The sequence below is a fragment of the Streptomyces sp. NPDC001532 genome (assembly GCF_040298625.1).
Taxonomy (GTDB): Bacteria; Actinomycetota; Actinomycetes; order Streptomycetales; family Streptomycetaceae; genus Streptomyces.
This window is the reverse complement of record NZ_JBEPAL010000023.1, coordinates 110,516-134,281: the sequence shown is the minus strand read 5'-3', so window position 1 is coordinate 134,281 and position 23,766 is coordinate 110,516. Positions and strand designations below refer to the sequence as shown.

Genomic DNA, 23,766 nt, shown 5'->3' with positions numbered 1-23,766 from the left:
GAGCGCCACCGCCCCCGCCGTTGCCACGGCCACCGGCGCCGCCGCCTCCGCGGCCCTGCCGCTGCTGCGGCGGGCGGCCGCCGCGCTGCTGACGGCGCTCACCGGCGGGCTGTCCGTCCTTCGGGGCCGCCTCGTCGTCCAGCCGCAGTGTCAGCGAGATCCGCTTGCGCGGGATGTCGACGTCGAGCACCTTCACCTTGACGATGTCGCCCGGCTTCACCACGTCGCGCGGGTCCTTGACGAACGTCTTCGACATCGCGGAGACGTGCACCAGACCGTCCTGGTGCACACCGACGTCCACGAACGCGCCGAACGCGGCCACGTTGGTGACCACGCCCTCCAGGACCATCCCGGACGCCAGGTCGGAGATCTTCTCCACGCCGTCCTTGAAGGTGGCCGTCCGGAACGCCGGCCGCGGGTCGCGGCCCGGCTTCTCCAGCTCCTTGAGGATGTCCGTGACCGTCGGCAGACCGAACGACTCGTCGACGAAGTCCTGCGGGCGCAGCGAGCGCAGCACACCGGTGTTGCCGATCAGCGCGGCCACCTCCTGGCCGGCGGTCTTCACCATGCGCCGCACGACCGGATAGGCCTCGGGGTGCACGCTGGACGCGTCCAGCGGGTCGGTCCCGCCGCGGATCCGCAGGAAGCCCGCGCACTGCTCGTACGCCTTCGGGCCCAGCCTGGCCACCTTCTTCAGCTCCGGGCGGGAGCGGAACGGCCCGTTGGCGTCGCGGTGGGCGACGATGTTCTCGGCGAGCCCGGAGGAGATGCCGGACACCCGGGCGAGCAGCGGCGCGGAGGCGGTGTTGACGTCCACACCGACGCCGTTCACACAGTCCTCCACCACCGCGTCCAGCGAGCGCGACAGCTTCACCTCGGACAGGTCGTGCTGGTACTGGCCGACGCCGATCGACTTCGGGTCGATCTTCACCAGTTCGGCCAGCGGGTCCTGGAGCCGGCGGGCGATGGACACCGCGCCGCGCAGCGACACGTCCATGTCGGGCAGTTCCTGCGAGGCGAACGCGGACGCCGAGTACACCGAGGCGCCGGCCTCGGACACCATGACCTTGATGAGGTTCAGCTCCGGGTGCTTGGCGATGAGTTCACCGGCGAGTTTGTCGGTCTCCCGGGACGCGGTGCCGTTGCCGATGGCGATCAGCTCGACCGCGTGCTCCCCGGCCAGCCGGGCCAGCTTGGCGAGCGCCTCGTCCCACTTGTTGGCCGGGACGTGCGGGTAGATCACGTCCGTGGCGACGACCTTGCCGGTCGCGTCCACCACGGCCACCTTCACCCCCGTACGGAACCCGGGGTCCAGGCCCAGCGTGGCCCGTGTGCCCGCGGGGGCGGCCAGCAGCAGGTCCCGCAGGTTCGCGGCGAACACCCGCACGGCCTCGTCCTCGGCCGCCGTGCGCAGCCGCAGCCGCAGGTCGATGCCGAGGTGGACGAGGATGCGGGTGCGCCAGGCCCAGCGGACCGTGTCCGTCAGCCACTTGTCACCGGGGCGGCCCCGGTCGGCGATACCGAACCGCGCGGCGACCGTCCCCTCGAACGAGGACGGCCCCTCCGTCGGCTCCTCCGGCTCCAGGACGAGGTCCAGGACCTCCTCCTTCTCGCCGCGCAGCATCGCCAGGACGCGGTGCGAGGGCAGCTCGGTGAACGGTTCCGCGAAGTCGAAGTAGTCGGCGAACTTCGCGCCCGCCTCCTCCTTGCCCTCCCGCACCTTCGCCGCGAGCCGCCCCCGCACCCACATGCGTTCGCGCAGCTCGCCGATCAGGTCGGCGTCCTCCGAGAACCGCTCGGTGAGGATCGCGCGGGCGCCGTCCAGGGCCGCCTGCGGGTCGGCGACGCCCTTGTCGGCGTCGACGAAGGCGGCCGCCGCGGCCAGCGGCTCCACCGACGGGTCGCCGAGGAGTCCGTCCGCCAGCGGCTCCAGCCCGGCCTCGCGGGCGATCTGCGCCTTGGTGCGCCGCTTGGGCTTGTAGGGCAGGTAGATGTCCTCCAGGCGCGCCTTGGTCTCCGCGCCGCGGATCTGCGCCTCCAGCTCGCCGGTGAGCTTGCCCTGCTCGCGCACCGACTCCAGGATCGCGGCCCGCCGTTCCTCCAGCTCCCGCAGGTAGCGCAGCCGCTCCTCGATCGTGCGCAGTTGCGCGTCGTCGAGCATCTCGGTCGCTTCCTTGCGGTAGCGGGCGATGAAGGGCACCGTGGAACCGCCGTCGAGCAGCTCCACCGCGGCCTTCACCTGCCGCTCCCGTACGCCGAGCTCCTCGGCGATCCTGCCTTCGATGGACGCTGTGAGGGGTGTCGTCACGATCCCGTACCGCCTTATCCACATCGGGTTGCGCGGCAATTGTGGCAGGTGGTGCCGACAGTCGGGGAGCAGGGCGGGTCATGGCGCGGCCGGTGTCACGCCCGGCGCGCGCCCCGGCGGCCGGTGTCGGAGGCTCCGCCGAAGAGCCGGGCCAGCGCCCGGAACGGCAGGGTCACCACGGTGGCGATGGCGCCGCCGATCTGGCGCAGGACGTCCGCGATGGCACGGAACATGTCAATCCCCTCTCGTCGTACTGCTCGGTGTCTGTGCACTTCACGGGTACCTCGGCAAGCGCCCGGCATGCATGGCAGGAAAGGTGGGATCTTCGTCGTTGCGGCCGTCGGGCCCGCCCCGAAGAATCGACGGCATGGCGCAGCGAACCGTGCTCGTCGTCCTCTTCGACGATGTGCAGAGCATCGATGTCACCGGCCCCGTGGAGGTGTTCGCGGGCGCCGAGCAGCACACGCCGGGGTCGTACCGCGTCCGCACGGCCTCCCTGGACGGCGGCCCCGTGCGCACCTCCAGCGGCCTGACCCTGGTACCCGACGGGGCGCTCGCCGACGCCGGCGGCCCGGATCTGCTGCTGGTGCCGGGCGGGCCCGGGACCCGCGATCCGGACCGGCGGCTGACCGACTGGCTGCGCCGGCACGGGCCGCGCGCCGAACGGCTGGTCTCGGTGTGCACCGGGGCGCTCCTGCTCGCCGCGGCGGGCCTGCTGGACGGCCGGCGGGCCACCACCCACTGGGCCCACTGCGACAAGCTCGCCCGCGACCACCCGGCCGTCGAGGTCGACCCCGAGCCGATCTACGTCCGCGACGGCCATGTCGCCACCTCCGCCGGCGTCACCTCCGGCATCGACCTGGCGCTCGCGCTGGTCGAGGAGGACCTGGGCCGGGACACCGCCCTCGCCGTCGCCCGGCACCTGGTGGTGTTCCTGCGCCGGCCGGGCAACCAGGCCCAGTTCAGCGCCCAGCTCGCCGCCCAGACGGCCCGGCGCGAACCGCTGCGGGACGTCCAGCAGTGGATCAGCGAGCATCCGGCCGCCGACCTGAGCGTGGCGGCGCTGGCCGCCCGCGCCCGGCTCTCACCCCGTCACTTCGCCCGCGCCTTCCGGGCCGAGACCGGCATGACACCCGGCCGCTACGTCGACCGGGTCCGCCTGGAACACGCCCGGCGCCTGCTGGAGGACACCGCCGAGGGCATCGAGCGGATCTCCCGCAGCAGCGGCTACGGCACTCCCGAGGCGATGCGCCGCGCCTTCGTGCGCGCCCTCGCCGCCTCCCCGGCGGAGTACCGGCGCCGCTTCCGCCCCGCCACCACGACCTCCTGACCGCACAGGCCGCTCCACCACCGGAACCCCGCCGAAAGGACCCCGATGCAGATCGCCGTCGTCCTCTACGACCGCTTCACCGCCCTCGACGCCGTCGGACCGTACGAGATCCTCGGCCGTATCCCGGACGCCGAGACCGTCTTCGTGGCGGAGCGGACCGGACCCGTCCGCACCGACCAGGGCAGCCTCGCCCTCACCGCCGACAAGACCTTCGCCGAGGTGCCGGCCCCCGACATCGTGGTGGTGCCGGGCGGCCCCGGGCAGGACGCACAGATGGAGAACCCGGCCCTGCTGGACTGGCTGCGCGCCGCCGACACCACCAGCACCTGGACGACGTCCGTGTGCACGGGCTCGCTGCTGCTGGCCGCCGCGGGGCTGCTGGACGGGCGCAGGGCCGCCTCGCACTGGCTGGCGCTGGACCTCCTCGCGCGCTTCGGCGCGCGGTCCACCGGCGAACGGGTCGTCCTCGACGGCAAGTACGTCACCGCCGCGGGCGTCTCGGCCGGCATCGACATGGGCCTCATTCTGCTGGGCCGGATCGCCGGCGACGACCACGCGCGGGCCGTCCAGCTGCTGACCGAGTACGACCCCCAGCCGCCCTACGACGCCGGATCCCCGCACAAGGCCCCCGCGCACCTCGTCGAGGAGTTCCGCGCCAAGAGCCGGTTCATCCTGACGTAGTCCAGGTGAAGCGCGGCTGCCGGCGCTCCAGGAACGCGGCGACGCCCTCCGCGGTGTCGCCGCTCTCCCGCGCCCGCGCGGTCCAGTGCGCGTCGCGGTCCGTGCGCCCGTTCGCGAACTCCTTGGCCGCGGCCTGCGTCAGCTGCGAGCGCGCGGCCAGGATCCGGGTGAACTCGGCGACACGCTTGCTGAGTTCACCGGCCGGCAGCAGCTCGTCCACGAGGCCGGTGCGCAGCGCCCGCTCCGCCTCGATCAACTCGCCGGAGAACAGCAGGTACTTGGCGGTGGCCGGCCCGACCAGGGACACCAGCCGACGGGTGGAGGACGCCGGGTAGACGATCCCGAGCTTCGCCGGTGTCACCCCGAACAGCGCGCCCTCCTCGGCGAACCGCAGGTCGCAGGCGGCCGCGAGCTGCGACCCGCCGCCCACGCAGTGCCCCCGGATCGCCGCCACCGTCGGCTTCGGGAAGGCGGCCAGCGCCTCCTCGGCGGCCACCGCGAGGCCCTGCGCCTCCTCGGGCGACCCCCGCAGGGTGGAGATGTCGGCGCCCGCGCAGAAGGTGCCGCCCTCGCCGGTCAGCACCAGCGCGCGCACCTCGGCGTCGGCGGCGAGCGTCTCCAGCAGCGGCGGCAGCGCGCGCCACATGGCGGCGGTCATGGCGTTGCGCTTGGCCGGGTGGTGGATCACGACGGTGGCGACCGAGTCGGCGACGCGGTGCAGCAGCTGGGGCTCCATGCGCCGGATGCTAACCGCCCGCCCGGTCCGTCCGGTCGGCGGGTCGGCGGCGGTCGAGGGAGGGCCGGTCGCCGACAAACCCGTACAACCCGAATAGTTCGTAAAGTCGGCAGGGGTGGGACAGGAGCAGTCCCACAACTGACCGTGTCATACGCCAACGGTCAAAAACGCTCGAATAGTGCTGACTTGTGTTCAGATCTTCGGCGCTGACGTGCCCGTTGCCAACACTCGACGTGTGGTGACAATCGAGCGCGAGGGTGGCGACCGGACGATGGCAGGCGGCGCAGAGGCACCCCTTGAGGAGAAGACGCCCGACCCGCTGCCGTACGAGGGCGTCTGGCGGTTCACCGCTCCCGCGGCCGACGCCTCGGTCCCGCAGGCCCGGCACGCGGTCCGGGACCTGCTGCGGCGCCAGGGCGTACCGGTCTCCGAGGACGTGGCGCAGGGTCTGCTGCTGATCGTGTCGGAGCTGGTCACGAACGCCGTCCGGCACGCGGCGGTGCTGTCGCCGATGCTCGCCGTCGAGGTCGCCGTCGGCGCCGAGTGGGTGCGGGTCTCGGTGGAGGACAACCACCCCTACCGCCCGACCGCCCTGGAGGCCGACCACGGGCAGACCGGCGGTCGCGGACTGCTGCTGGTGCGGGAGATCACCCGGGAGGCGGGCGGGGTGTGCGACGTGGAGCACACCACGAGCGGCGGCAAGGTCATCTGGGCCGCCCTGCCGCTCGCCGTCGCGCGGCCCCCTCGTCCCTGACCGGCCGGCGGAGCCCGACCAGGAGCCCTACCAGCCCGCCGACGGCCCGGTCAGCTCCCTGATCGCGGGCCGGGCCGCGTCCAGGACCGTCATGAACCACGCCGAGAACGGGTCGGCGGTGTGCCGCTCGGCCAGCTCGGCCGCGGTCACGAAGGCGGTCGCGCCGACCTCCTCCGGATCCGCGGCGAGCGGCGCCTGCACCAGTCCCACGAACAGGTGGTTGTACTCCTGCTCCACCAGGCCCGACGCCGGGTCCGGGTGGTTGTAGCGGACCGTGCCCGCCTCCGCGAGCAGCGACGGGGAGACGCCCAGCTCCTCGTAGGTGCGCCGGGCGGCGGCCGCGAACGGCGCCTCGCCCGGGTACGGGTGGCCGCAGCAGGTGTTCGACCACACACCGGGGGAGTGGTACTTGCCCAGGGCGCGCTGCTGGAGCAGCAGCCGGCCGCGCTCGTCGAAGAGGAAGACCGAGAACGCCCGGTGCAGCTGCCCGGGCGCCTGATGGGCGGCCAGCTTCTCCGCGGTGCCGATCGTGACGCCGTTCTCGTCGACCAGTTCCAGCAGAATCGCGTCCGTGGTGCCGCTCGACGCACTGTGCGTCGCGGTGGCAGGTGTGATCGGCATACCCATCCTTCGCCTCGTTCCTCGCGCCCCAGTCTGCCGTACGAAACCGGCACTCCCGGCACTTCCCGGTGCGTCCCGCATGTCCCGCCCGGGAGGTGCGCGGGCGCCGGAGCAGGTCGGACGCCGGAAGCGGGGCCCGGTAGGTGATCGTGCCCGGCGGGACCGGCGGGGAACCGTCCGGACTGGTGTGCGACACCCGTCCCGGTGTCAGGGATGCCTCAGTGGCAGAGCCGCGCCTCGTGCTCCGCGTGGCCGACCGGCTCCAGCTGGAAGGTGCAGTGCTCCACGTCGAAGTGGTCGCCGATGCAGCCCTGCAACTCGTGCAGCATCTTCTCGTGGCCGATCGCGTTCAAGGCGTCGGAGCGGACCACGACGTGCGCGGACAGCACCGGCATGCCCGAGGTGATCGTCCAGGCGTGCAGGTCGTGGACGTCCTCCACCCCGTCCAGCGCCAGGATGTGGGCCCGCACCTCGGCCATGTCGACGCCCTTCGGCGCCGACTCGAGCAGCACGTCCAGCGTCTCGCGCAGCAGCTTGACGGTGCGCGGCACGATCATCAGGGCGATGACCAGCGAGGCGATCGGGTCCGCGGCCTGCCAGCCGGTGGTCAGGATCACCACCGCCGACACCAGCACCGCCACCGAGCCCAGCGCGTCCGCCGCCACCTCCAGGAAGGCGCCGCGCACGTTCAGGCTCTCCTTCTGGCCGCGCATCAGCAGCGTGAGCGAGATCATGTTGGCGGCCAGGCCGATCAGACCGAACACCACCGTCAGACCGCCCTCGGTGCCGGCCGGGGTGAGGAACCGCTGGATCGCCTCGTACAGCACATAGCCGCCGACGCCGAGCAGCAGCAGACAGTTGGCGAGCGCGGCGAGTATCTCGGCGCGGGCGTAGCCGAAGGTGCGGTTGCCGCTCGCGGGGAGGTTGGCGAAGTGGATGGCGAGCAGGGCCATGCCGAGACCCAGGGCGTCCGTCGCCATGTGGGCCGCGTCGGCGATCAGCGCCAGCGAGTCCGCGAGCACACCGCCGACGATCTCCACCACCATGACGGTGATCGTGATCGACAGCGCGATCCGCAGCCGGCCGCGGTACGCCGCGGCGGCCGTACCGGTGGCCGGTGCGCCGTGCGCGTGTCCGTGGTCGTGCCCAGCCCCCATGAGAGCCGCCCTCCTGTGATCGGTCCGGATCACAGTGAACTACGGGTGGGGGGTATCCGGCAACGCGGCACTGAACACCGTTGTCATATGCTCTGACCTGCGCAAACGAAGCCCAGGTCAGAGCATTTCAGCGGCTGTGGTGCAGCTGCCAGCCCTCCCACGCCGACTCGACCATCTCGCGTACCCCGCGCCGGGCGGTCCACCCCAGCTCCACGGCGGCCCGCTCGGCGCAGGCCACGGCCCGCGGCGCGTCACCCGGGCGGCGCGGCTCGACGAGCGCCGGGCGCCCGTCACCGGTCACCTCGCCGATCAGCGTGACCAGCTCCCGCACCGAGACGCCCTCGCCGCGCCCGATGTTCACCGTCAGATCGCCCGCCGCGTCCCCGGCGGACAGCCGGCGGGCCGCCGCCAGGTGCGCCTCCGCGAGGTCGGCGACATGGATGTAGTCCCGGACGCAGGTGCCGTCGGGCGTCGGGTAGTCGTCGCCGAAGATCCGCGGCGCCTCACCGCGGGTGAGCCGGTCGAAGACCATCGGCACGACGTTGAAGACACCGGTGTCGGCCAGCTCCGGGGCGGCCGCGCCGGCCACGTTGAAGTAGCGCAGGCAGACCGTCGCGATGCCGTGCGCCCGGCCCGCGGCCCGTACCAGCCACTCCCCGGCGAGCTTGGTCTCGCCGTAGGGGTTCACCGGGGCGCACGCGGTGTCCTCGGTGATGAGGTCCACGTCCGGGTTGCCGTAGACGGCGGCCGAGGAGGAGAAGAGGAACCGCCGCACACCGGCCGCGGCGGCCGCGTCCAGCAGGGTCGCCAGCCCGCCCACGTTCTCCGCGTAGTACCGCGTGGGTTGCGCCACGGACTCGGCGACCTGCTTGCGCGCGGCGAGATGCACCACACCGGTTACCTCGTGCTCGCCGAGGACCCGCTTCAGCAGCTCGCCGTCCAGCGACGACCCCCGCACCAGCGGAATGTCCGCCGGGAGCCGGGCGGGCGCGCCCGTCGACAGATCGTCCAGCGCGACGACCCGCTCGCCGGCCTCGGCCATCGCCCGCGCCACGTGTGCCCCGATGTACCCGGCACCGCCGGTGATCAGCCATGTCATGGTCGCCCACCCTAATCCCCGGCCGCTCGGGCACCCGTACGCACCCGTACGCGCACTCCGGCATCGCCGTATGCCGTGTATGTCCGTTCTGTAAGTGCGATTTTGTGCGCCGGCCCCCGCAGCCCTCATGATGATCACGGCAAGGCGGCTTGCAGAGAGGGACGTCCGGGCCGTGAACGGGCGGTGAACGCGGGTCTCCCATCATCCGATAGCCTCTGCCGACATGCCGCCGCCTGGTGCCGCCGATGTACGGCCAAGGGGCGCCCCCACGATGTTCAGGCCCGGCGCGATCGCGTCGGCACGCAGGGAGTGAGTTCGGTTGCCGACCGCCATCCTCACCGGTCAGCCGGTCCCCGGATCGTCGATCGAGGGCGATCTGCGGTCGCTCGGCTTCGAGGTGCGCACCGCCGCCGACGCCGCGGACGCCGAGACGCTGCTCGCCCAGGTGCCCGGCGACCAGCGCGTCGCGGTCGTCGACGCCCGCTTCGTCGGCCATCTGCACGCCCTGCGCCTCGGTCTGACCGACCCCCGCTTCCCGCTGGCCGCCGTCCCCGGCGCCGTCACCGCGCAGCCGGCCGGCCGCCAGGCCCTGACCCGCGCGATGGCCCGCGAGAACTCCGCCTCCGGCGGCACCGCCGTCGCCGTGGACAGCCTCAGCCTCGCCGACCGGGTGGTCACCGCCCTCGACGCCGACGGCGCCGGCCCGCACCGCCCCGAGCTGGGCAGCCTGGTCGCCACCGTCCCCGCCGACCCGCAGGCCCGCAACGAGGCCCGCCAGGCGGTGGCCGCCGTGGACGACGAGGCGGTCCGGCTGAAGTCGGCCGTGAAGGCCCGCGACGGCTTCTTCACCACCTACTTCATCAGCCCGTACTCCCGCTACATCGCCCGCTGGTGCGCGCGCCGCGGCCTCACCCCGAACCAGGTCACCACCGCCTCGCTGATCACCGCGCTGATCGCGGCGGCCTGCGCGGCCACCGGCACCCGGGGCGGCTTCGTCGCGGCCGGCGTCCTGCTGATCGCCTCGTTCGTGCTGGACTGCACCGACGGCCAGCTCGCCCGCTACTCCCTCCAGTACTCCACGCTCGGCGCCTGGCTCGACGCCACCTTCGACCGCGCCAAGGAGTACGCCTACTACGCGGGTCTCGCGCTCGGCGCGGCCCGCGGCGGCGGCCATGACGATGTGTGGGCGCTCGCGCTCGGCGCGATGGTCCTCCAGACCTGCCGGCACGTCGTGGACTTCTCCTTCAACGAGGCCAACCACGACGCCACCGCCAACACCAGCCCCACCGCCGCCCTCTCCGACAGGCTCGACAGCGTCGGCTGGACGGTCTGGGTGCGCCGCATGATCGTCCTGCCGATCGGCGAACGCTGGGCGATGATCGCGGTCCTCACCGCCGTCACCACCCCGCGCATCACCTTCTACGCGCTGCTCGTCGGCTGCGCCTTCGCCGCGACCTACACCACCGCCGGCCGCGTGCTGCGCTCCCTGACCCGCAAGGCGCGGCGCACCGACCGCGCGGCGGCGGCGCTCGCCGACCTCGCCGACTCCGGGCCGCTCGCCCAGGGCCTGGCGCGGGTGCTCAGGAAGCCCGCCCGCCGGCTGCCCGCCCTCACCGCGCCCGCGATCGCCCTGCTCGGCGGTGCCGCCGTGGTCGCCACCGCCGTCCTCGCCGGCTTCGGCAGCCCCTGGCCGGCGGTCGCCGCCGCCGTTTACGTCCTGACCTCGGCCCTCGCCGTGGCCCGTCCCCTCAAGGGCGCCCTCGACTGGCTCGTCCCGCCGTTCTTCCGCGCCGCCGAGTACGGCACGGTCCTCGCGCTCGCGGCCGACGCGGGGGTGAACGGAGCGCTTCCTGCGGCTTTCGGCCTGGTGGCGGCCGTCGCCTACCATCACTACGACACGGTGTACCGCATCCGTGGCAACGCGGGCGCGCCGCCGCTCTGGCTCGTGCGGGCGATCGGGGGGCACGAGGGCCGGACGCTGGTGGTCGCCGTGCTGGCCGTGCTGCTGACCGCCGCACAGTTCACGGTGGCGCTCACGGCCCTCGCCGTGGCCGTCGCCCTGGTGGTGCTCGTCGAGAGCATCCGCTTCTGGGTGTCCGCAGGGGCGCCCGCCGTACACGATGAAGGAGAACCCGCATGATCGGCCTCGTGCTGGCGGCCGGCGCCGGACGGCGTCTGCGCCCCTACACCGACAGCCTTCCCAAGGCGCTGGTGCCGGTGGGGCCCGCGGGCATAGAAGGCGAACCCACGGTTCTCGACCTCACCCTCGGCAACTTCGCCGAGATCGGTCTGACCGAGGTCGCGGTCATCGTCGGCTACCGCAAGGAGGCCGTGTACGAGCGCAAGGCGGCGCTGGAGGCGAAGTACGGCCTCAAGCTCACCCTGATCGACAACGACAAGGCCGAGGAGTGGAACAACGCCTACTCCCTGTGGTGCGGCCGTGACGCCCTCAAGGACGGGGTGATCCTCGCCAACGGCGACACCGTCCACCCGGTCTCCGTCGAGAAGACCCTGCTCGCCGCGCGCGGCGAGGGCAAGAAGATCATCCTCGCCCTGGACACGGTGAAGAGCCTGGCCGACGAGGAGATGAAGGTCGTCGTCGATCCCGAGCGGGGCATGACGAAGATCACCAAGCTGATGGACCCGGCCGAGGCGACCGGCGAGTACATCGGCGTCACCCTCATCGAGGGGGACGCCGCCCCGGAGCTGGCCGACGCGCTGAAGACGGTCTGGGAGACCGACCCGCAGCAGTTCTACGAGCACGGCTACCAGGAACTGGTGAACCGCGGCTTCCGTATCGACGTCGCGCCGATCGGCGAGGTCGACTGGGTGGAGATCGACAACCACGACGATCTCGCCCGGGGACGGGAGATCGCGTGCCGGTACTGACCAGGCTCATCCCCTCACCGCTCGTCGTCGACATCCGCCCCGGCGCTCTCGACGACCTGGCCTGCGTCCTCGCCGACGAGCGCATCTCGCACTCCGGCCGGCTCGCCGTGGCCGTCAGCGGCGGCTCCGGCGCCCTGCTGCGCGAGCGGGTCGCCCCGCAGCTGCCCGGCGCCACCTGGTACGAGGTCGGCGGGGGCACCCTCGACGACGCCGTGCGGCTGGCGAGCGACATAAAGGCCGGCCACTACGACGCGGTCGTCGGCCTCGGCGGCGGCAAGATCATCGACTGCGCCAAGTTCGCCGCGGCGCGGGTCGGCCTGCCGCTGGTCGCCGTACCGACGAACCTCGCGCACGACGGCCTGTGCTCGCCGGTCGCCACCCTCGACAACGACGCCGGGCGCGGCTCCTACGGGGTGCCGAACCCGATCGCGGTCGTCATCGACCTGGACGTGATCCGCGAGGCCCCGGTCCGCTACGTCCGGGCCGGCATCGGCGACGCCGTCTCCAACGTCTCCGCGATCGCGGACTGGGAGCTGGCGAACCGCGTCAAGGGCGAGAAGATCGACGGTCTCGCCGCCGCCATGGCCCGCCAGGCCGGCGAGGCCGTGCTGCGGCACCCCGGCGGAATCGCGGACAACGCCTTCCTCCAGGTGCTCGCCGAGGCGCTGGTGCTCAGCGGTATCGCCATGTCGGTGTCGGGTGACTCCCGCCCGTCCTCCGGCGCCTGCCACGAGATCAACCACGCCTTCGACCTGCTCTTCCCCAAGCGGGCGGCCGCCCACGGCGAGCAGTGCGGCCTGGGCGCGGCCTTCGCGATGTATCTGCGCGGGGCCCACGAGCAGTCGGCCCACATGGCCGGGGTGCTGCGCCGGCACGGTCTGCCCGTGCTGCCGGAGGAGATCGGCTTCACCGCCGACGAGTTCGTCAAGGTCGTGGAGTTCGCCCCGGAGACCCGGCCCGGCCGCTACACGATCCTCGAACACCTCGACCTCAAAACCGACCAGATCAAGGACATCTACGCCGACTATGTCAAGGCCATCGGTAGCTGAACTCCGGCCGGTCGTCCACCCTCCGGGGGTGAAGGACCGGCGCAGCGGTGAGCACTGGATGGGGCGCCTCTACATGCGTGAGGTGTCCCTGCGGGTCGACCGCTACCTGGTGAACACCAGGGTCACGCCCAACCAGCTCACGTACCTGATGACCGTCTGCGGCGTCCTCGCGGCCCCGGCACTCCTGGTGCCGGGGATCTGGGGGGCGGTGCTCGGCGTGGTCATGGTCCAGCTGTACCTGCTGCTGGACTGCGTCGACGGCGAGGTCGCCCGCTGGAAGAAGCAGTACTCGCTCGGCGGGGTCTACCTCGACCGCGTCGGCGCCTACCTCACCGACGCCGCCGTCCTGGTCGGCCTCGGCCTGCGCGCCGCCGACCTGTGGGGCGAGGGCCGCGTCGACTGGCTGTGGGCCTTCCTCGGCACCCTGGCCGCGCTCGGCGCCATCCTGATCAAGGCCGAGACCGACCTGGTCGGCGTCGCCCGCCACCAGACCGGCAAGCCGCCGGTGCAGGAGTCCGCCTCCGAGCCGCGCTCCTCCGGGATGGCGCTGGCCCGCCGGGCCGCCGCCGCGCTCAAGTTCCACCGGCTGATCCTCGGCATCGAGGCGTCCCTGCTGATCCTGGTCCTCGCGATCGCCGACCAGATCCACGGCGATCTGTTCTTCACCCGTCTCGGCACCGCCGTCCTCGCCGGGATCGCCCTGCTCCAGACGGTGCTGCACCTCGTGTCCATCCTCGTGTCGAGCAGGCTGCGGTGAGTGCCATGAAGTCAGCGGAGACATCCCTCAAGGTCGGCGCGGTCGTCATCACCATGGGCAACCGCCCCGACGAGCTGCGTGCCCTGCTGGAGTCGGTCGCCCAGCAGGACGGCGCCCCCGTCGAGGTCGTCGTGGTCGGCAACGGCTCGCCCGTCCCGGACGTGCCCGCGGGCGTGCGCACCATCGAGCTGCCCGAGAACCTCGGCATCCCGGGCGGCCGCAACGTGGGCGTCGAGGCCTTCGGGCCCGGCGGCCGCGACGTCGACATCCTGCTCTTCCTCGACGACGACGGCCTGCTCGCCCGCACCGACACCGCCGAGCTGTGCCGCGAGGCCTTCGCGGCCGACGACCGGCTCGGCATCATCAGCTTCCGGATCGCCGACCCCGAGACCGGTGTCACCCAGCGCCGCCACGTGCCGCGGCTGCGCGCCTCGGACCCGATGCGCTCCTCGCGGGTCACCACCTTCCTCGGCGGCGCCAACGCCGTCCGCACCGCGGTGTTCGCCGAGGTCGGCGGGCTGCCGGACGAGTTCTTCTACGCCCACGAGGAGACCGACCTGGCCTGGCGGGCCCTCGACGCGGGCTGGATGATCGACTACCGGTCGGACATGGTGCTGTACCACCCGACCACCGCCCCGTCCCGGCACGCGGTCTACCACCGCATGGTGGCCCGCAACCGGGTCTGGCTCGCCCGCCGCAACCTGCCCGGCCTGCTGGTGCCCGTGTACCTGGGCGTCTGGCTGCTGCTCACCCTGGCCCGCCGCCCCTCGCGGCCCGCGCTGAAAGCGTGGTTCGGCGGATTCCGGGAAGGCTGGACGACGCCGTGCGGTCCCCGCCGGCCCATGAAGTGGCGTACGGTGTGGCGGCTGACTCGGCTGGGCCGGCCTCCGGTGATCTGACAGGCTCGCCCCCGAGGCGGGCCGCGACCGTCGGTCCCGGCTCCCGCCAGGCCCGCACCGGCCGCGCATCTTCGAAGACGAAAGTTTCCACTAGTGAGTGAGACAACGCACGACGGCAAAGTCGCCGTGACCGAGCCCTTGTCGCCCGACGCGAACCTGACGCCGGCCGAGCTCGCCGCGAAGTACGGCCTGTCCGTGAGCGGCGCCCGGCCCTCGCTCGTCGAGTACGTCCGCCGGCTCTGGGGACGGCGTCACTTCATCATCGCCTTCTCCCAGGCCAAGCTGACCGCGCAGTACAGCCAGGCGAAGCTCGGCCAGCTGTGGCAGGTCGCCACCCCGCTGCTGAACGCGCTCGTCTACTACCTGATCTTCGGGCTGATCCTGAACGCGGGCCGCGGCATGTCCCGGGACGTGTACATCCCGTTCCTGGTCACCGGTGTCTTCGTCTTCACCTTCACCCAGTCCTCGGTGATGGCCGGTGTCCGCGCGATCTCCGGCAACCTCGGCCTGGTGCGCGCCCTGCACTTCCCGCGCGCCTCGCTGCCGGTGTCGTTCGCGCTCCAGCAGCTCCAGCAGCTGCTGTTCTCGATGATCGTGCTGTTCGCGGTGGCCTGCGCGTTCGGCAGCTACCCGGATCTGTCATGGGTGCTGATCCTGCCGGTGCTGGCCCTGCAGTTCCTGTTCAACACCGGCCTCGCGCTGATCGTGGCGCGGATGGGCGCGAAGACGCCGGACCTGGCCCAGCTGATGCCGTTCATCATGCGGACCTGGATGTACGCCTCCGGGGTGATGTTCTCCATCCCGATCATGCTCCAGGACAAGCCGGCCTGGATCGCGGACGTGCTCCAGTGGAACCCTGCCGCCATCTACATGGACCTGATGCGCTTCGCGCTGATCGACGGCTACGGCTCCGAGAACCTGCCCCCGCACGTCTGGGCGGTGGCGCTGGGCTGGGCGCTGCTCACCGCCGTGGGCGGTTTCGTGTACTTCTGGAAGGCGGAGGAGAGGTACGGCCGTGGCTGAGGCACGCATTCCCACTGTCATCGCCGACGAGCTGCACATCGTCTACCGCGTCAACGGCGCCAAGGGCGGCAAGGGCAGTGCCACGGCCGCGCTGAGCCGCATCCTGAAGCGGGGCTCCGACGACGCGGCCCGCGGGGTGCGCAAGGTGCACGCCGTGCGCGGTGTCTCCTTCGTCGCCTACCGCGGCGAGGCGATCGGCCTGATCGGCTCCAACGGCTCCGGCAAGTCCACCCTGCTGCGCGCCATCGCCGGTCTGCTGCCGGCCGAGAAGGGCAAGGTCTTCACCGACGGCCAGCCCTCGCTGCTCGGCGTCAACGCGGCCCTGATGAACGACCTCACCGGCGAGCGCAACGTCATATTGGGCGGGCTCGCCATGGGCATGACCCGCGAGGAGATCAAGGAGCGCTACCAGGAGATCGTCGACTTCTCCGGCATCAACGAGAAGGGCGACTTCATCACCCTGCCGATGCGCACCTACTCCTCCGGCATGGCGGCCCGGCTGCGGTTCTCCATCGCCGCGGCCAAGGACCACGACGTCCTCATGATCGACGAGGCGCTGGCCACCGGCGACCGCAAGTTCCAGAAGCGCTCCGAGGAGCGCATCCGCGAGCTGCGCAAGGAGGCCGGCACGGTCTTCCTGGTCAGCCACAACAACAAGTCCATCCGCGACACCTGCAACCGCGTGCTCTGGCTGGAGCGCGGCGAGCTGCGCATGGACGGCCCGACCGAAGAGGTCCTGAAGGAGTACGAGAAGTTCACGGGCAAGTGACCCGATACGCGCCGGGCCCCGCCGGAACTGCTCCGGCGGGGCCCGGCGTCTGCAAAGGAAACACCAACTCCGGTCAGGCGCAGGAATCTTGGCGCCAATCGGTGTGTTCTTGTGATGCGCAGGACACCCCCGCGGATCCCTCTGCGTTGTACAACGTAAGCTGTACCGGTGCCGAATCGCGCCAAGTGGGGCGATTGTCCGCGACACCCTCCACCGGGACGGCCGTGCGAACGCCGGGCGGCGTGTCCGAAATAGTGTGTATTGCGTCGGCAGTGTAGAACGGGAGATGTGACGGCAATGGCTACGGAAACTCCCCGGCTCCCCGCAGCATGTGCCGTCCCCGCCCGAGGCAGCGCACGGTGACGGGAACCCCCACGGCGTACCGGGAGGACCCCGCAAGCGCCACCCTCGCCAAGGCCGCCGCCGAGAACTTCCCCGTGGCCCCCTTCTTCCTGCCCCGCGACTGGCGCACCGACCTCATGGCCGTCTACGGCTTCGCCCGTCTGGTCGACGACATCGGCGACGGCGACCTCGCCCCCGGCGGCGCCGACGCCCGCCTGCTCGGCGTCGCCCCCGAGCAGGCCCACGACCGGCTGGTACAGCTCGACGCCTTCGAGGCCGACCTGCGCCGCGTCTTCGACGAAGCCGACGGCGAGCCCCGCCACCCCCTGCTGCGCCGCCTGCGGCCGACCGTCCGCCGCCGCGCGCTCACCCCCGAGCCGTTCCTCGCGCTGATCGCCGCCAACCGCCAGGACCAGCTGGTCGACCGGTACGAGACCTACGACGACCTGCTCGCCTACTGCGAGTTGTCCGCCAATCCCGTCGGCCGCCTCGTGCTGGCCGTCACCGGCACCGCCACCCCCGAGCGGATCCGCCGCTCCGACGAGATCTGCACGGCGCTGCAGATCGTCGAGCACCTCCAGGACGTCGCCGAGGACCTCGGCCGCGACCGGATCTATCTGCCCGCCGAGGACATGAAGCGCTTCCACGTCCAGGAGGCGGACCTCGCGGCACCCTCCGCGGGCGCATCGGTGCGCGCGCTGGTCGCGTACGAAGCGCAACGCGCCCGCGATCTGCTGAATGAAGGCGCCCCCCTCGTGGGTAGCGTGCACGGCAGGCTCAGGCTGCTGCTCGCGGGGTTCGTGGCAGGGGGAAGGGCGGCCGTCGACGCGATCGCCGCCGCCGACTACGACGTACTTCCCGGCCCGCCCAAGCCCGGCAAGCTCCGGTTGCTGCGCGCGGTGGGCGTGACTCTGCGAGGAGAGGGGTGATCCGGACCGTGGAGGCCGAACCACACGTGTCCGCACCGGTACTCGCCGCCTACCGCTACTGCGAGACCGTCACCGGACAGCAGGCACGCAACTTCGCCTACGGCATCCGGCTGCTGCCGACGCCCAAGCGCCGCGCGATGTCGGCGCTGTACGCGTTCTCCCGGCGCGTCGACGACATCGGCGACGGCGCGCTCGGCGACGAGGTCAAGACCGCCCGCCTGGCGGAGACCCGGGCGCTGCTCACCCGGATCCGCGAGGACGCGGTCGACGAGGACGACACCGACCCGGTCGGCGTCGCCCTCGCCCACGCCGCCCGGACCTTCCCGATCCCGCTCGGCGGCCTGGACGAGCTGATCGACGGCGTGCTGATGGACGTCCGCGGCGAGCACTACGAGACCTGGGACGACCTCAAGCAGTACTGCCGCTGCGTGGCGGGCGCCATCGGACGCCTCTCGCTCGGCGTCTTCGGCACCGAACCCGCAGCCCGCGGCGCCGAGCGCGCACCCGAGTACGCCGACACCCTGGGGCTCGCCCTCCAGCTCACCAACATCCTGCGCGACGTCCGCGAGGACGCCGAGGGCGGGCGCATCTACCTGCCCACCGACGACCTCGCCAAGTTCGGCTGCTCGGCCGGGTTCGCCGGACCGACCCCGCCGGAGGGCTCCGACTTCGCGGGCCTGGTCCACTTCGAAGTACGGCGGGCCCGCGCCCTGTTCGCCGAGGGCTACCAGCTGCTGCCCATGCTCGACCGGCGCAGCGGCGCCTGCGTCGCCGCCATGGCGGGCATCTACCGCCGCCTGCTGGACCGCATCGAACGTGACCCGGAGGCCGTGCTGCGCGGCCGGGTCTCGCTGCCCGGCCGGGAGAAGGCCTACGTCGCCGTCCGCGGACTGTCCGGCCTGGACGCCCGGCACGTGACCCGACGCACCGTCCGGAGGCGCGCCTGATGCAGACCGTGGATCCGGGTGACGACACCGTCGAGAAGCGGCACGCAACCCTCCGCCGCACGGCCGCGTCCCTGACGGCAGCGGCCCGCCCGGGCCGGTTCCCGCGGCGCGGCCGACGCTCAGGGGAGGGCGCACGATGACCGACGGCACGAGGACCGAGCGCACGCCGCACGGCGGACCCGCCCGGGCGGGCCGGGACGCCGTGGTGATCGGCGGCGGCCTCGCCGGGATCACCGCCGCGCTGGCGCTCGCCGACGCCGGCGTCCGCGTCACCCTGCTCGAAGGCCGGCCGAGACTCGGCGGCCTGGCCTTCTCCTTCCGGCGCGGGGAACTGACCGTCGACAACGGCCAGCACGTCTACCTGCGCTGCTGCACCGCCTACCGCTGGTTCCTGGACCGCATCGACGCGACGGCGCTGGCACCGCTGCAGGATCGTCTCGACGTGCCCGTACTCGACGTCACCAAGCCCGAGGGCCGGCGGCTCGGCAGGCTGCGGCGCGATGCGCTGCCCGTCCCGCTGCACCTGGGACGCAGCCTCGCGACGTACCCGCACCTCTCGCTCGCCGAGCGCGCCGCGGTCGGCCGGGCCGCGCTCGCGCTCAAGGGGCTCGACCTCGCCGACCCCGCCCTCGACGACCAGGACTTCGGCAGCTGGCTGGCCGCGCACGGCCAGTCCCCGCGCGCCGTCGAGGCCCTGTGGGACCTGGTCGGCGTCGCCACCCTCAACGCGGTCGCGGGCCACTCCTCCCTGGCGCTGGCCGCCATGGTGTTCAAGACCGGTCTGCTCTCCGAGCCCGGTGCCGCCGACATCGGCTGGGCGCGCGTCCCGCTCGGCGACCTGCACGACCGGATGGCCCGCGCCGCGCTCGACACGGCCGGCGTCCGCACCGCACTGCGCACCCGCGTCACCTCCGTCTCCTCGTACGGCGACGGGCGCTGGAGCGTTCGGACGCCCGGCGAGACGATCGAGGCGGACACCGTGGTGCTCGCCGTGCCGCAGCGCGAGACGCACGAGCTGCTGCCCGACGGCGCCCTCGACGCCCCCGAGCGGCTGCTCGCCCTCGACACCGCCCCGATCCTCAACATCCACGTCGTCTACGACCGCAAGGTGCTCGACGCGCCCTTCCTCAGCGCGCTCGGCACCCCCGTGCAGTGGGTCTTCGACCGCACCGAGGCGTCCGGACTGCGCGGCGGCCAGTACCTGGCGCTGTCCCAGTCGGCCGCCCACGACGAGATCGACGCGCCGGTGGCGACACTGCGCGAGCGGTACCTGCCCGAACTGGAACGACTGCTGCCGCGCACCCGGGGCGCCGGCGTGCTGGACTTCTTCGTCACCAGGGAGCGCACCGCGACCTTCGCTCCCGCCCCCGGCGTCGGGCGACTGCGGCCCGGCGCCCGCACCAAGGCCCCCGGCCTGTACCTGGCCGGATCGTGGACCGCCACCGGGTGGCCCGCGACCATGGAGAGTGCGGTCCGCAGCGGCATCAACGCGGCGGACGCCGCGCTGCGCGCCCTGGGCCGGCCCCGCCCCCGCCATCTCTTCGACGTCGAGGAGGCGGCCTGATGCAACGGCTGCGCGGCGCGGCTGGTCACCGCACCCCCGGTACCGCAACAAGAGGAGTAACTGTGCCCACTGTGCCCCCGGCCTTCGAGGCTGCCGACGCGGTGGACGTGACCGCGCTCCTGGAGCGCGGCCGGACCCTGGCCACACCGGTGCTGCGGGCGGCCATCGACCGCCTGGCGCCTCCCATGGACACGGTCGCCGCCTACCACTTCGGCTGGATCGACGCCGAGGGCAAGCCGGCCGACGGTGACGGCGGCAAGGCCGTGCGCCCCGCGCTCGCCGTGCTGTCCGCCGAGGTCACCGGCGCCGCCCCGGAGATCGGCATCCCCGGAGCCGTGGCCGTCGAGCTGGTCCACAACTTCTCGCTGCTGCACGACGACCTGATGGACGGCGACGAACAGCGCCGCCACCGCGACACCGTCTGGAAGGTGCACGGCCCCGCCCAGGCCATCCTCGTCGGCGACGCCCTGTTCGCGCTGGCCAACGAGCTGCTGCTGGAGCTGGGCACCGTCGAGGCCGGCCGGGCCACCCGCCGGCTGACCACCGCGACCCGCGCCCTGATCGACGGCCAGGCGCAGGACATCTCCTACGAGCACCGCGACCGCGTCAGCGTCGAGGAGTGCCTGGAGATGGAGGGCAACAAGACCGGCGCCCTGCTCGCCTGCGCCTGCTCCATCGGCGCGGTGCTCGGCGGCGCGGACGACCGCACCGCCGACGCCCTGGAGAAGTACGGCTACCACCTCGGCCTCGCCTTCCAGGCCGTGGACGACCTGCTCGGCATCTGGGGCGACCCGGTCGCCACCGGCAAGCAGACCTGGAGCGACCTGCGCCAGCGCAAGAAGTCGCTGCCGGTGGTGGCCGCGCTCGCCGCGGGCGGCAGCGCCTCCGAACGGCTCGGCGACATCCTCGCCGCCGACGCCAAGAGCAGCGACTTCGCGAACTTCTCCGAGGAGGAGTTCGCGGCGCGTGCCGCCCTCATCGAGGAGGCGGGCGGCCGCGAGTGGACCGCCGAGGAGGCGCGCCGGCAGCACGCCATCGCCATCGAGGCCCTGGACGCCGTCGACATGCCCGACCGGGTGCGGGCGCAGTTCACGGCGCTCGCCGACTTCGTCGTCGTACGAAAGAGATGATCACTATCGGTCGAATAGCCCTCGCGTAGTCGCCGGCCGGTGCGCGTTCGGACGCGCACCGGCCGACGGCGGACCCACAGCAGATGCTCGCATTCGCAGGACTGCACGAAGGGGAAGCCATGACAGCGACGACCGACGGAAGCACCGGGGCCCCACCGCCCCGCGCTGCCGCGGCCAGCGAAACCGACACGCACAGCCCCGAGGCGGCCGGGGTCCACGAAGCCGCCGTCCGCGCCAACCTGCGCGCCATCGACCACCTGCTCGAACGGCAGGACGCCGAGGGCTGGTGGAAGGGCGACCTGGAGACCAACGTCACCATGGACGCCGAGGACCTGCTGCTCCGCCAGTTCCTCGGCATCCGCGACCAGCGGACCACCCACGCCGCGGCCCTCTTCATCCGCGGCGAACAGCGCGAGGACGGCACCTGGGCCACCTTCCACGGCGGCCCCGGCGACCTCTCCGCCACCGTCGAGGCCTACGTCGCCCTGCGGCTGGCCGGTGACGCGCCGGACGCGCCGCACATGGCGGCGGCCGCCGCGTGGATCCGCGCCCGCGGCGGGATCGCCGCCGCCCGCGTCTTCACCCGGATCTGGCTGGCCCTGTTCGGCTGGTGGAAGTGGGACGACCTGCCCGAACTCCCGCCCGAGCTGATCTGGTTCCCGTCCTGGGTGCCGCTCAACATCTACGACTTCGGCTGCTGGGCCCGGCAGACGATCGTCCCGCTGACCATCGTCTCCGCCAAGCGCCCGGTCCGGCCCGCGCCCTTCCCGCTGGACGAGCTGCACACCGACCCGCGCAACCCCAACCCGCCCCGGCCCCTCGCACCGGCCGCCAGCTGGGACGGGGCCTTCCAGCGGCTCGACAGGGGCCTGCACGCGCTGCGCAAGGTGGTGCCGCGCCGGCTGCGCCGGGCCGCCATGAACGCCGCCGCCCGCTGGATCATCGAACGGCAGGAGAACGACGGCTGCTGGGGCGGCATCCAGCCGCCCGCCGTGTACTCGATCATCGCGCTGCACCTGCTCGGCTACGACCTCGACCATCCCGTGCTGCGCGCCGGCCTGGAGTCGCTGGACCGTTTCGCCGTGTGGCGCGAGGACGGCGCCCGGATGATCGAGGCCTGTCAGTCACCGGTGTGGGACACCTGCCTGGCCACCATCGCACTCGTCGACGCCGGACTGCCCGCCGATCACCCGCAGTTGGTGAAGGCCGCCGACTGGATGCTCGGCGAGGAGATCGTCCGGCGCGGCGACTGGGCCGTACGCCGCCCCGAACTGCCGCCCGGTGGCTGGGCGTTCGAGTTCCACAACGACAACTACCCGGACATCGACGACACCGCCGAGGTGGTCCTCGCACTGCGCCGGGTGCGCCACCCCGAGCCGGAACGGGTCGAGCGGGCCATCGCGCGCGGGGTGCGCTGGAACCTCGGCATGCAGTCGAAGAACGGCGCCTGGGGCGCCTTCGACGTCGACAACACCAGCCCGTTCCCCAACCGGCTGCCGTTCTGCGACTTCGGCGAGGTCATCGACCCGCCGTCGGCCGACGTCACCGCGCACGTGGTGGAGATGCTGGCCGTCGAAGGGCTCGCCCACGACCCGCGCACCCGGCGCGGCATCGAGTGGCTGCTCGCCGAACAGGAGCCGGACGGCTCGTGGTTCGGCCGCTGGGGCGTCAACTACGTCTACGGCACCGGCTCGGTGGTGCCCGCGCTGACCGCCGCCGGCCTCCCGCTCACCCACCCGGCGATCCGCCGGGCGGTCGCCTGGCTGGAGCGGGTGCAGAACGACGACGGCGGCTGGGGCGAGGACCTGCGCTCCTACCGGGACGCCCGGGGCTGGAGCGGCCGCGGCGCCTCGACCGCCTCACAGACGGCCTGGGCGCTGATGGCGCTGCTGGCGGCCGGGGAGCGGGACTCCAAGGCGGTCGAACGCGGCGTCGCCTGGCTCGTCGCCACCCAGCGGGAGGACGGCTCCTGGGACGAGCCGTACTTCACCGGCACCGGCTTCCCCTGGGACTTCTCCATCAACTACCACCTCTACCGCCAGGTGTTCCCGCTCACCGCGCTCGGCCGCTACCTGCACGGCGAGCCGTTCTCCGCCGGCGGGGCCGTGCGGCCGCTCGCCGAGGCCAAGGGGAGCTGATGACCGCCCAGCCCGCCCCGGCCCCGCTGCTGATCGCCTGCGCGCTCGGCATCGAGCACCTGGCCCTGCGCCTGGGCGACCGCGGCGGCGCCGGCGGGCCCGTCACCGTGCTGCGCACCGGCATGGGCCCCAGAGCGGCCGAGCGCTCCGTCACCCGGGTCCTGGCCGGCCCGGCGCTCGCCGACGCCGCCGTGCTCGCCACCGGCTTCTGCGCGGGGCTCGCCCCCGGCATGCACCCCGGCGACCTGGTGGTCGCCGAGGAGACCCGGGACCCGCGCGGCAGCACCCCGTGCGTGGGCACCGAGCTGCTGGTCAAGGAACTGGTGCGGGCCGTGCCCGGCAGTACCGTCCACACCGGCCCGCTGACCGGCTCCGACCACGTCGTACGAGGTCAGGAACGGGCCGACCTGCTGCAGACCGGCGCGATCGCGGTCGACATGGAGTCGGCGGCCACGCTGCTGAGCGCCGGGCGCACAGGGGCTCGCCCGGTTGCGGCCGTCCGGGTGGTCGTGGACGCTCCAGAACATGAACTCGTCCGTATCGGCACGGTGCGCGGTGGAATATCGGCCTTCCGCGTCCTACGTTCCATCCTTCCCGCTTTCTTTGAATGGCACCGTAATGTGCTGCTCCCCAGGAGGTGAGCC

At 72.7% G+C, this 23,766-nt stretch carries 22 protein-coding genes and 1 pseudogene; 17 read left to right on the top strand and 6 right to left on the bottom strand.

The window, feature by feature from the left end; all coding sequences use genetic code 11:
• Together ABT232_RS21965 and ABT232_RS21960 are read right to left on the bottom strand one after the other, a co-directional pair.
• Positions 1-2,308 (bottom strand): Tex family protein (locus tag ABT232_RS21965; RefSeq protein WP_351842396.1); only part of this gene is annotated, 2,308 nt, incomplete at its 3' end.
• Positions 2,309-2,403: 95 nt separating this feature from the next.
• The gene (locus tag ABT232_RS21960; protein WP_351842394.1) at positions 2,404-2,541 is read right to left on the bottom strand and encodes an LPFR motif small protein; all 138 of its coding nucleotides are present in this window, start codon (positions 2,539-2,541) and stop codon (positions 2,404-2,406) included.
• Between the two features lie 134 nt (positions 2,542-2,675).
• Between ABT232_RS21960 and ABT232_RS21955 the strand changes: the two genes are divergently transcribed.
• Together ABT232_RS21955 and ABT232_RS21950 are read left to right on the top strand one after the other, a co-directional pair.
• A complete protein-coding gene (locus ABT232_RS21955; RefSeq protein WP_351842392.1) occupies positions 2,676-3,638 on the top strand; it encodes a GlxA family transcriptional regulator in 963 nt (320 codons plus the stop codon).
• Between the two features lie 45 nt (positions 3,639-3,683).
• Positions 3,684-4,319 (top strand): DJ-1/PfpI family protein, encoded by a 636-nt coding sequence (locus ABT232_RS21950; RefSeq protein ID WP_351842390.1) that lies wholly within the window; start codon positions 3,684-3,686, stop codon positions 4,317-4,319.
• Here ABT232_RS21950 and ABT232_RS21945 read toward each other — a convergent pair.
• A complete protein-coding gene (locus tag ABT232_RS21945; protein ID WP_351842388.1) occupies positions 4,306-5,055 on the bottom strand; it encodes an enoyl-CoA hydratase/isomerase family protein in 750 nt (249 codons plus the stop codon). The two genes, ABT232_RS21950 and ABT232_RS21945, sit on opposite strands and share 14 nt — an antisense overlap.
• 271 nt (positions 5,056-5,326) lie before the next feature.
• Here ABT232_RS21945 and ABT232_RS21940 point away from each other — a divergent pair, with 271 nt between their 5' ends.
• A complete protein-coding gene (locus tag ABT232_RS21940) occupies positions 5,327-5,809 on the top strand; it encodes an ATP-binding protein (RefSeq protein WP_351842386.1) in 483 nt (160 codons plus the stop codon).
• 27 nt (positions 5,810-5,836) lie between these two features.
• On the opposite strand, the gene idi is transcribed toward ABT232_RS21940, so the two are convergent.
• From idi to galE, 3 genes are all read right to left on the bottom strand, one after another.
• Entirely contained in the window at positions 5,837-6,430 is a 594-nt protein-coding gene (idi, locus tag ABT232_RS21935; protein WP_351842384.1) for an isopentenyl-diphosphate Delta-isomerase, read from the bottom strand.
• Positions 6,431-6,648: 218 nt separating this feature from the next.
• Positions 6,649-7,587, bottom strand: coding sequence for a cation diffusion facilitator family transporter (locus tag ABT232_RS21930; protein WP_351842382.1), 939 nt, complete (start codon positions 7,585-7,587; stop codon positions 6,649-6,651).
• A gap of 127 nt (positions 7,588-7,714) precedes the next feature.
• Positions 7,715-8,686 carry a UDP-glucose 4-epimerase GalE gene (galE, locus tag ABT232_RS21925; protein ID WP_351842380.1) on the bottom strand — a complete coding sequence of 324 codons (972 nt, stop codon included), beginning with the start codon at positions 8,684-8,686 and terminating at the stop codon, positions 7,715-7,717.
• Positions 8,687-9,005: 319 nt separating this feature from the next.
• Between galE and ABT232_RS21920 the strand changes: the two genes are divergently transcribed.
• The 14 genes and pseudogenes from ABT232_RS21920 (at position 9,006) to ABT232_RS21855 (ending at position 23,763) form a co-directional block, all read left to right on the top strand.
• Positions 9,006-10,826 carry a DUF5941 domain-containing protein gene (locus ABT232_RS21920; RefSeq protein WP_351842378.1) on the top strand — a complete coding sequence of 607 codons (1,821 nt, stop codon included), beginning with the start codon at positions 9,006-9,008 and terminating at the stop codon, positions 10,824-10,826.
• Positions 10,823-11,575: a phosphocholine cytidylyltransferase family protein gene (locus tag ABT232_RS21915; protein ID WP_351842376.1), complete on the top strand. Its 753-nt coding sequence runs from the start codon at positions 10,823-10,825 to the stop codon at positions 11,573-11,575. The genes ABT232_RS21920 and ABT232_RS21915 overlap by 4 nt, the downstream gene beginning before the upstream one ends.
• On the top strand, positions 11,563-12,624 hold the full coding sequence (locus ABT232_RS21910; RefSeq protein WP_351842374.1) for an iron-containing alcohol dehydrogenase family protein: 1,062 nt from the start codon (positions 11,563-11,565) through the stop codon (positions 12,622-12,624). The genes ABT232_RS21915 and ABT232_RS21910 overlap by 13 nt, the downstream gene beginning before the upstream one ends.
• Positions 12,602-13,381 carry a CDP-alcohol phosphatidyltransferase family protein gene (locus ABT232_RS21905; RefSeq protein WP_351842372.1) on the top strand — a complete coding sequence of 260 codons (780 nt, stop codon included), beginning with the start codon at positions 12,602-12,604 and terminating at the stop codon, positions 13,379-13,381. The genes ABT232_RS21910 and ABT232_RS21905 overlap by 23 nt, the downstream gene beginning before the upstream one ends.
• 5 nt (positions 13,382-13,386) lie before the next feature.
• Complete coding sequence (locus ABT232_RS21900; RefSeq protein ID WP_351842370.1) at positions 13,387-14,280, top strand: glycosyltransferase family 2 protein; 894 nt, start codon at positions 13,387-13,389, stop codon at positions 14,278-14,280.
• Between the two features lie 93 nt (positions 14,281-14,373).
• A complete protein-coding gene (locus tag ABT232_RS21895) occupies positions 14,374-15,303 on the top strand; it encodes an ABC transporter permease (protein WP_351842368.1) in 930 nt (309 codons plus the stop codon).
• On the top strand, positions 15,296-16,072 hold the full coding sequence (locus ABT232_RS21890; RefSeq protein WP_351842366.1) for an ABC transporter ATP-binding protein: 777 nt from the start codon (positions 15,296-15,298) through the stop codon (positions 16,070-16,072). Before ABT232_RS21895 ends, ABT232_RS21890 begins: the two co-directional genes overlap by 8 nt.
• 359 nt (positions 16,073-16,431) lie before the next feature.
• On the top strand, positions 16,432-17,343 hold the full coding sequence (hpnC, locus tag ABT232_RS21885; RefSeq protein ID WP_450871712.1) for a squalene synthase HpnC: 912 nt from the start codon (positions 16,432-16,434) through the stop codon (positions 17,341-17,343).
• Complete coding sequence (hpnD, locus tag ABT232_RS21880) at positions 17,340-18,290, top strand: presqualene diphosphate synthase HpnD (protein WP_351842362.1); 951 nt, start codon at positions 17,340-17,342, stop codon at positions 18,288-18,290. The genes hpnC and hpnD overlap by 4 nt, the downstream gene beginning before the upstream one ends.
• The gene (locus tag ABT232_RS21875; protein WP_351842360.1) at positions 18,290-18,430 is read left to right on the top strand and encodes a DUF6380 family protein; all 141 of its coding nucleotides are present in this window, start codon (positions 18,290-18,292) and stop codon (positions 18,428-18,430) included. The genes hpnD and ABT232_RS21875 overlap by 1 nt, the downstream gene beginning before the upstream one ends.
• Positions 18,364-19,854 (top strand): annotated as a pseudogene (gene hpnE, locus ABT232_RS21870) (hydroxysqualene dehydroxylase HpnE); the annotation flags it as partial. The gene ABT232_RS21875 and the pseudogene hpnE, both read left to right, overlap by 67 nt.
• Positions 19,854-20,984, top strand: a complete 1,131-nt coding sequence (locus ABT232_RS21865) for a polyprenyl synthetase family protein (RefSeq protein WP_351842358.1) — start codon at positions 19,854-19,856, stop codon at positions 20,982-20,984. The pseudogene hpnE and the gene ABT232_RS21865, both read left to right, overlap by 1 nt.
• 119 nt (positions 20,985-21,103) lie before the next feature.
• Positions 21,104-23,122 (top strand): squalene--hopene cyclase, encoded by a 2,019-nt coding sequence (gene shc, locus ABT232_RS21860; protein ID WP_351842356.1) that lies wholly within the window; start codon positions 21,104-21,106, stop codon positions 23,120-23,122.
• Positions 23,122-23,763, top strand: a complete 642-nt coding sequence (locus ABT232_RS21855) for a phosphorylase family protein (RefSeq protein WP_351842354.1) — start codon at positions 23,122-23,124, stop codon at positions 23,761-23,763. The genes shc and ABT232_RS21855 overlap by 1 nt, the downstream gene beginning before the upstream one ends.
• The last annotated feature ends 3 nt before the right edge of the window (positions 23,764-23,766 follow it).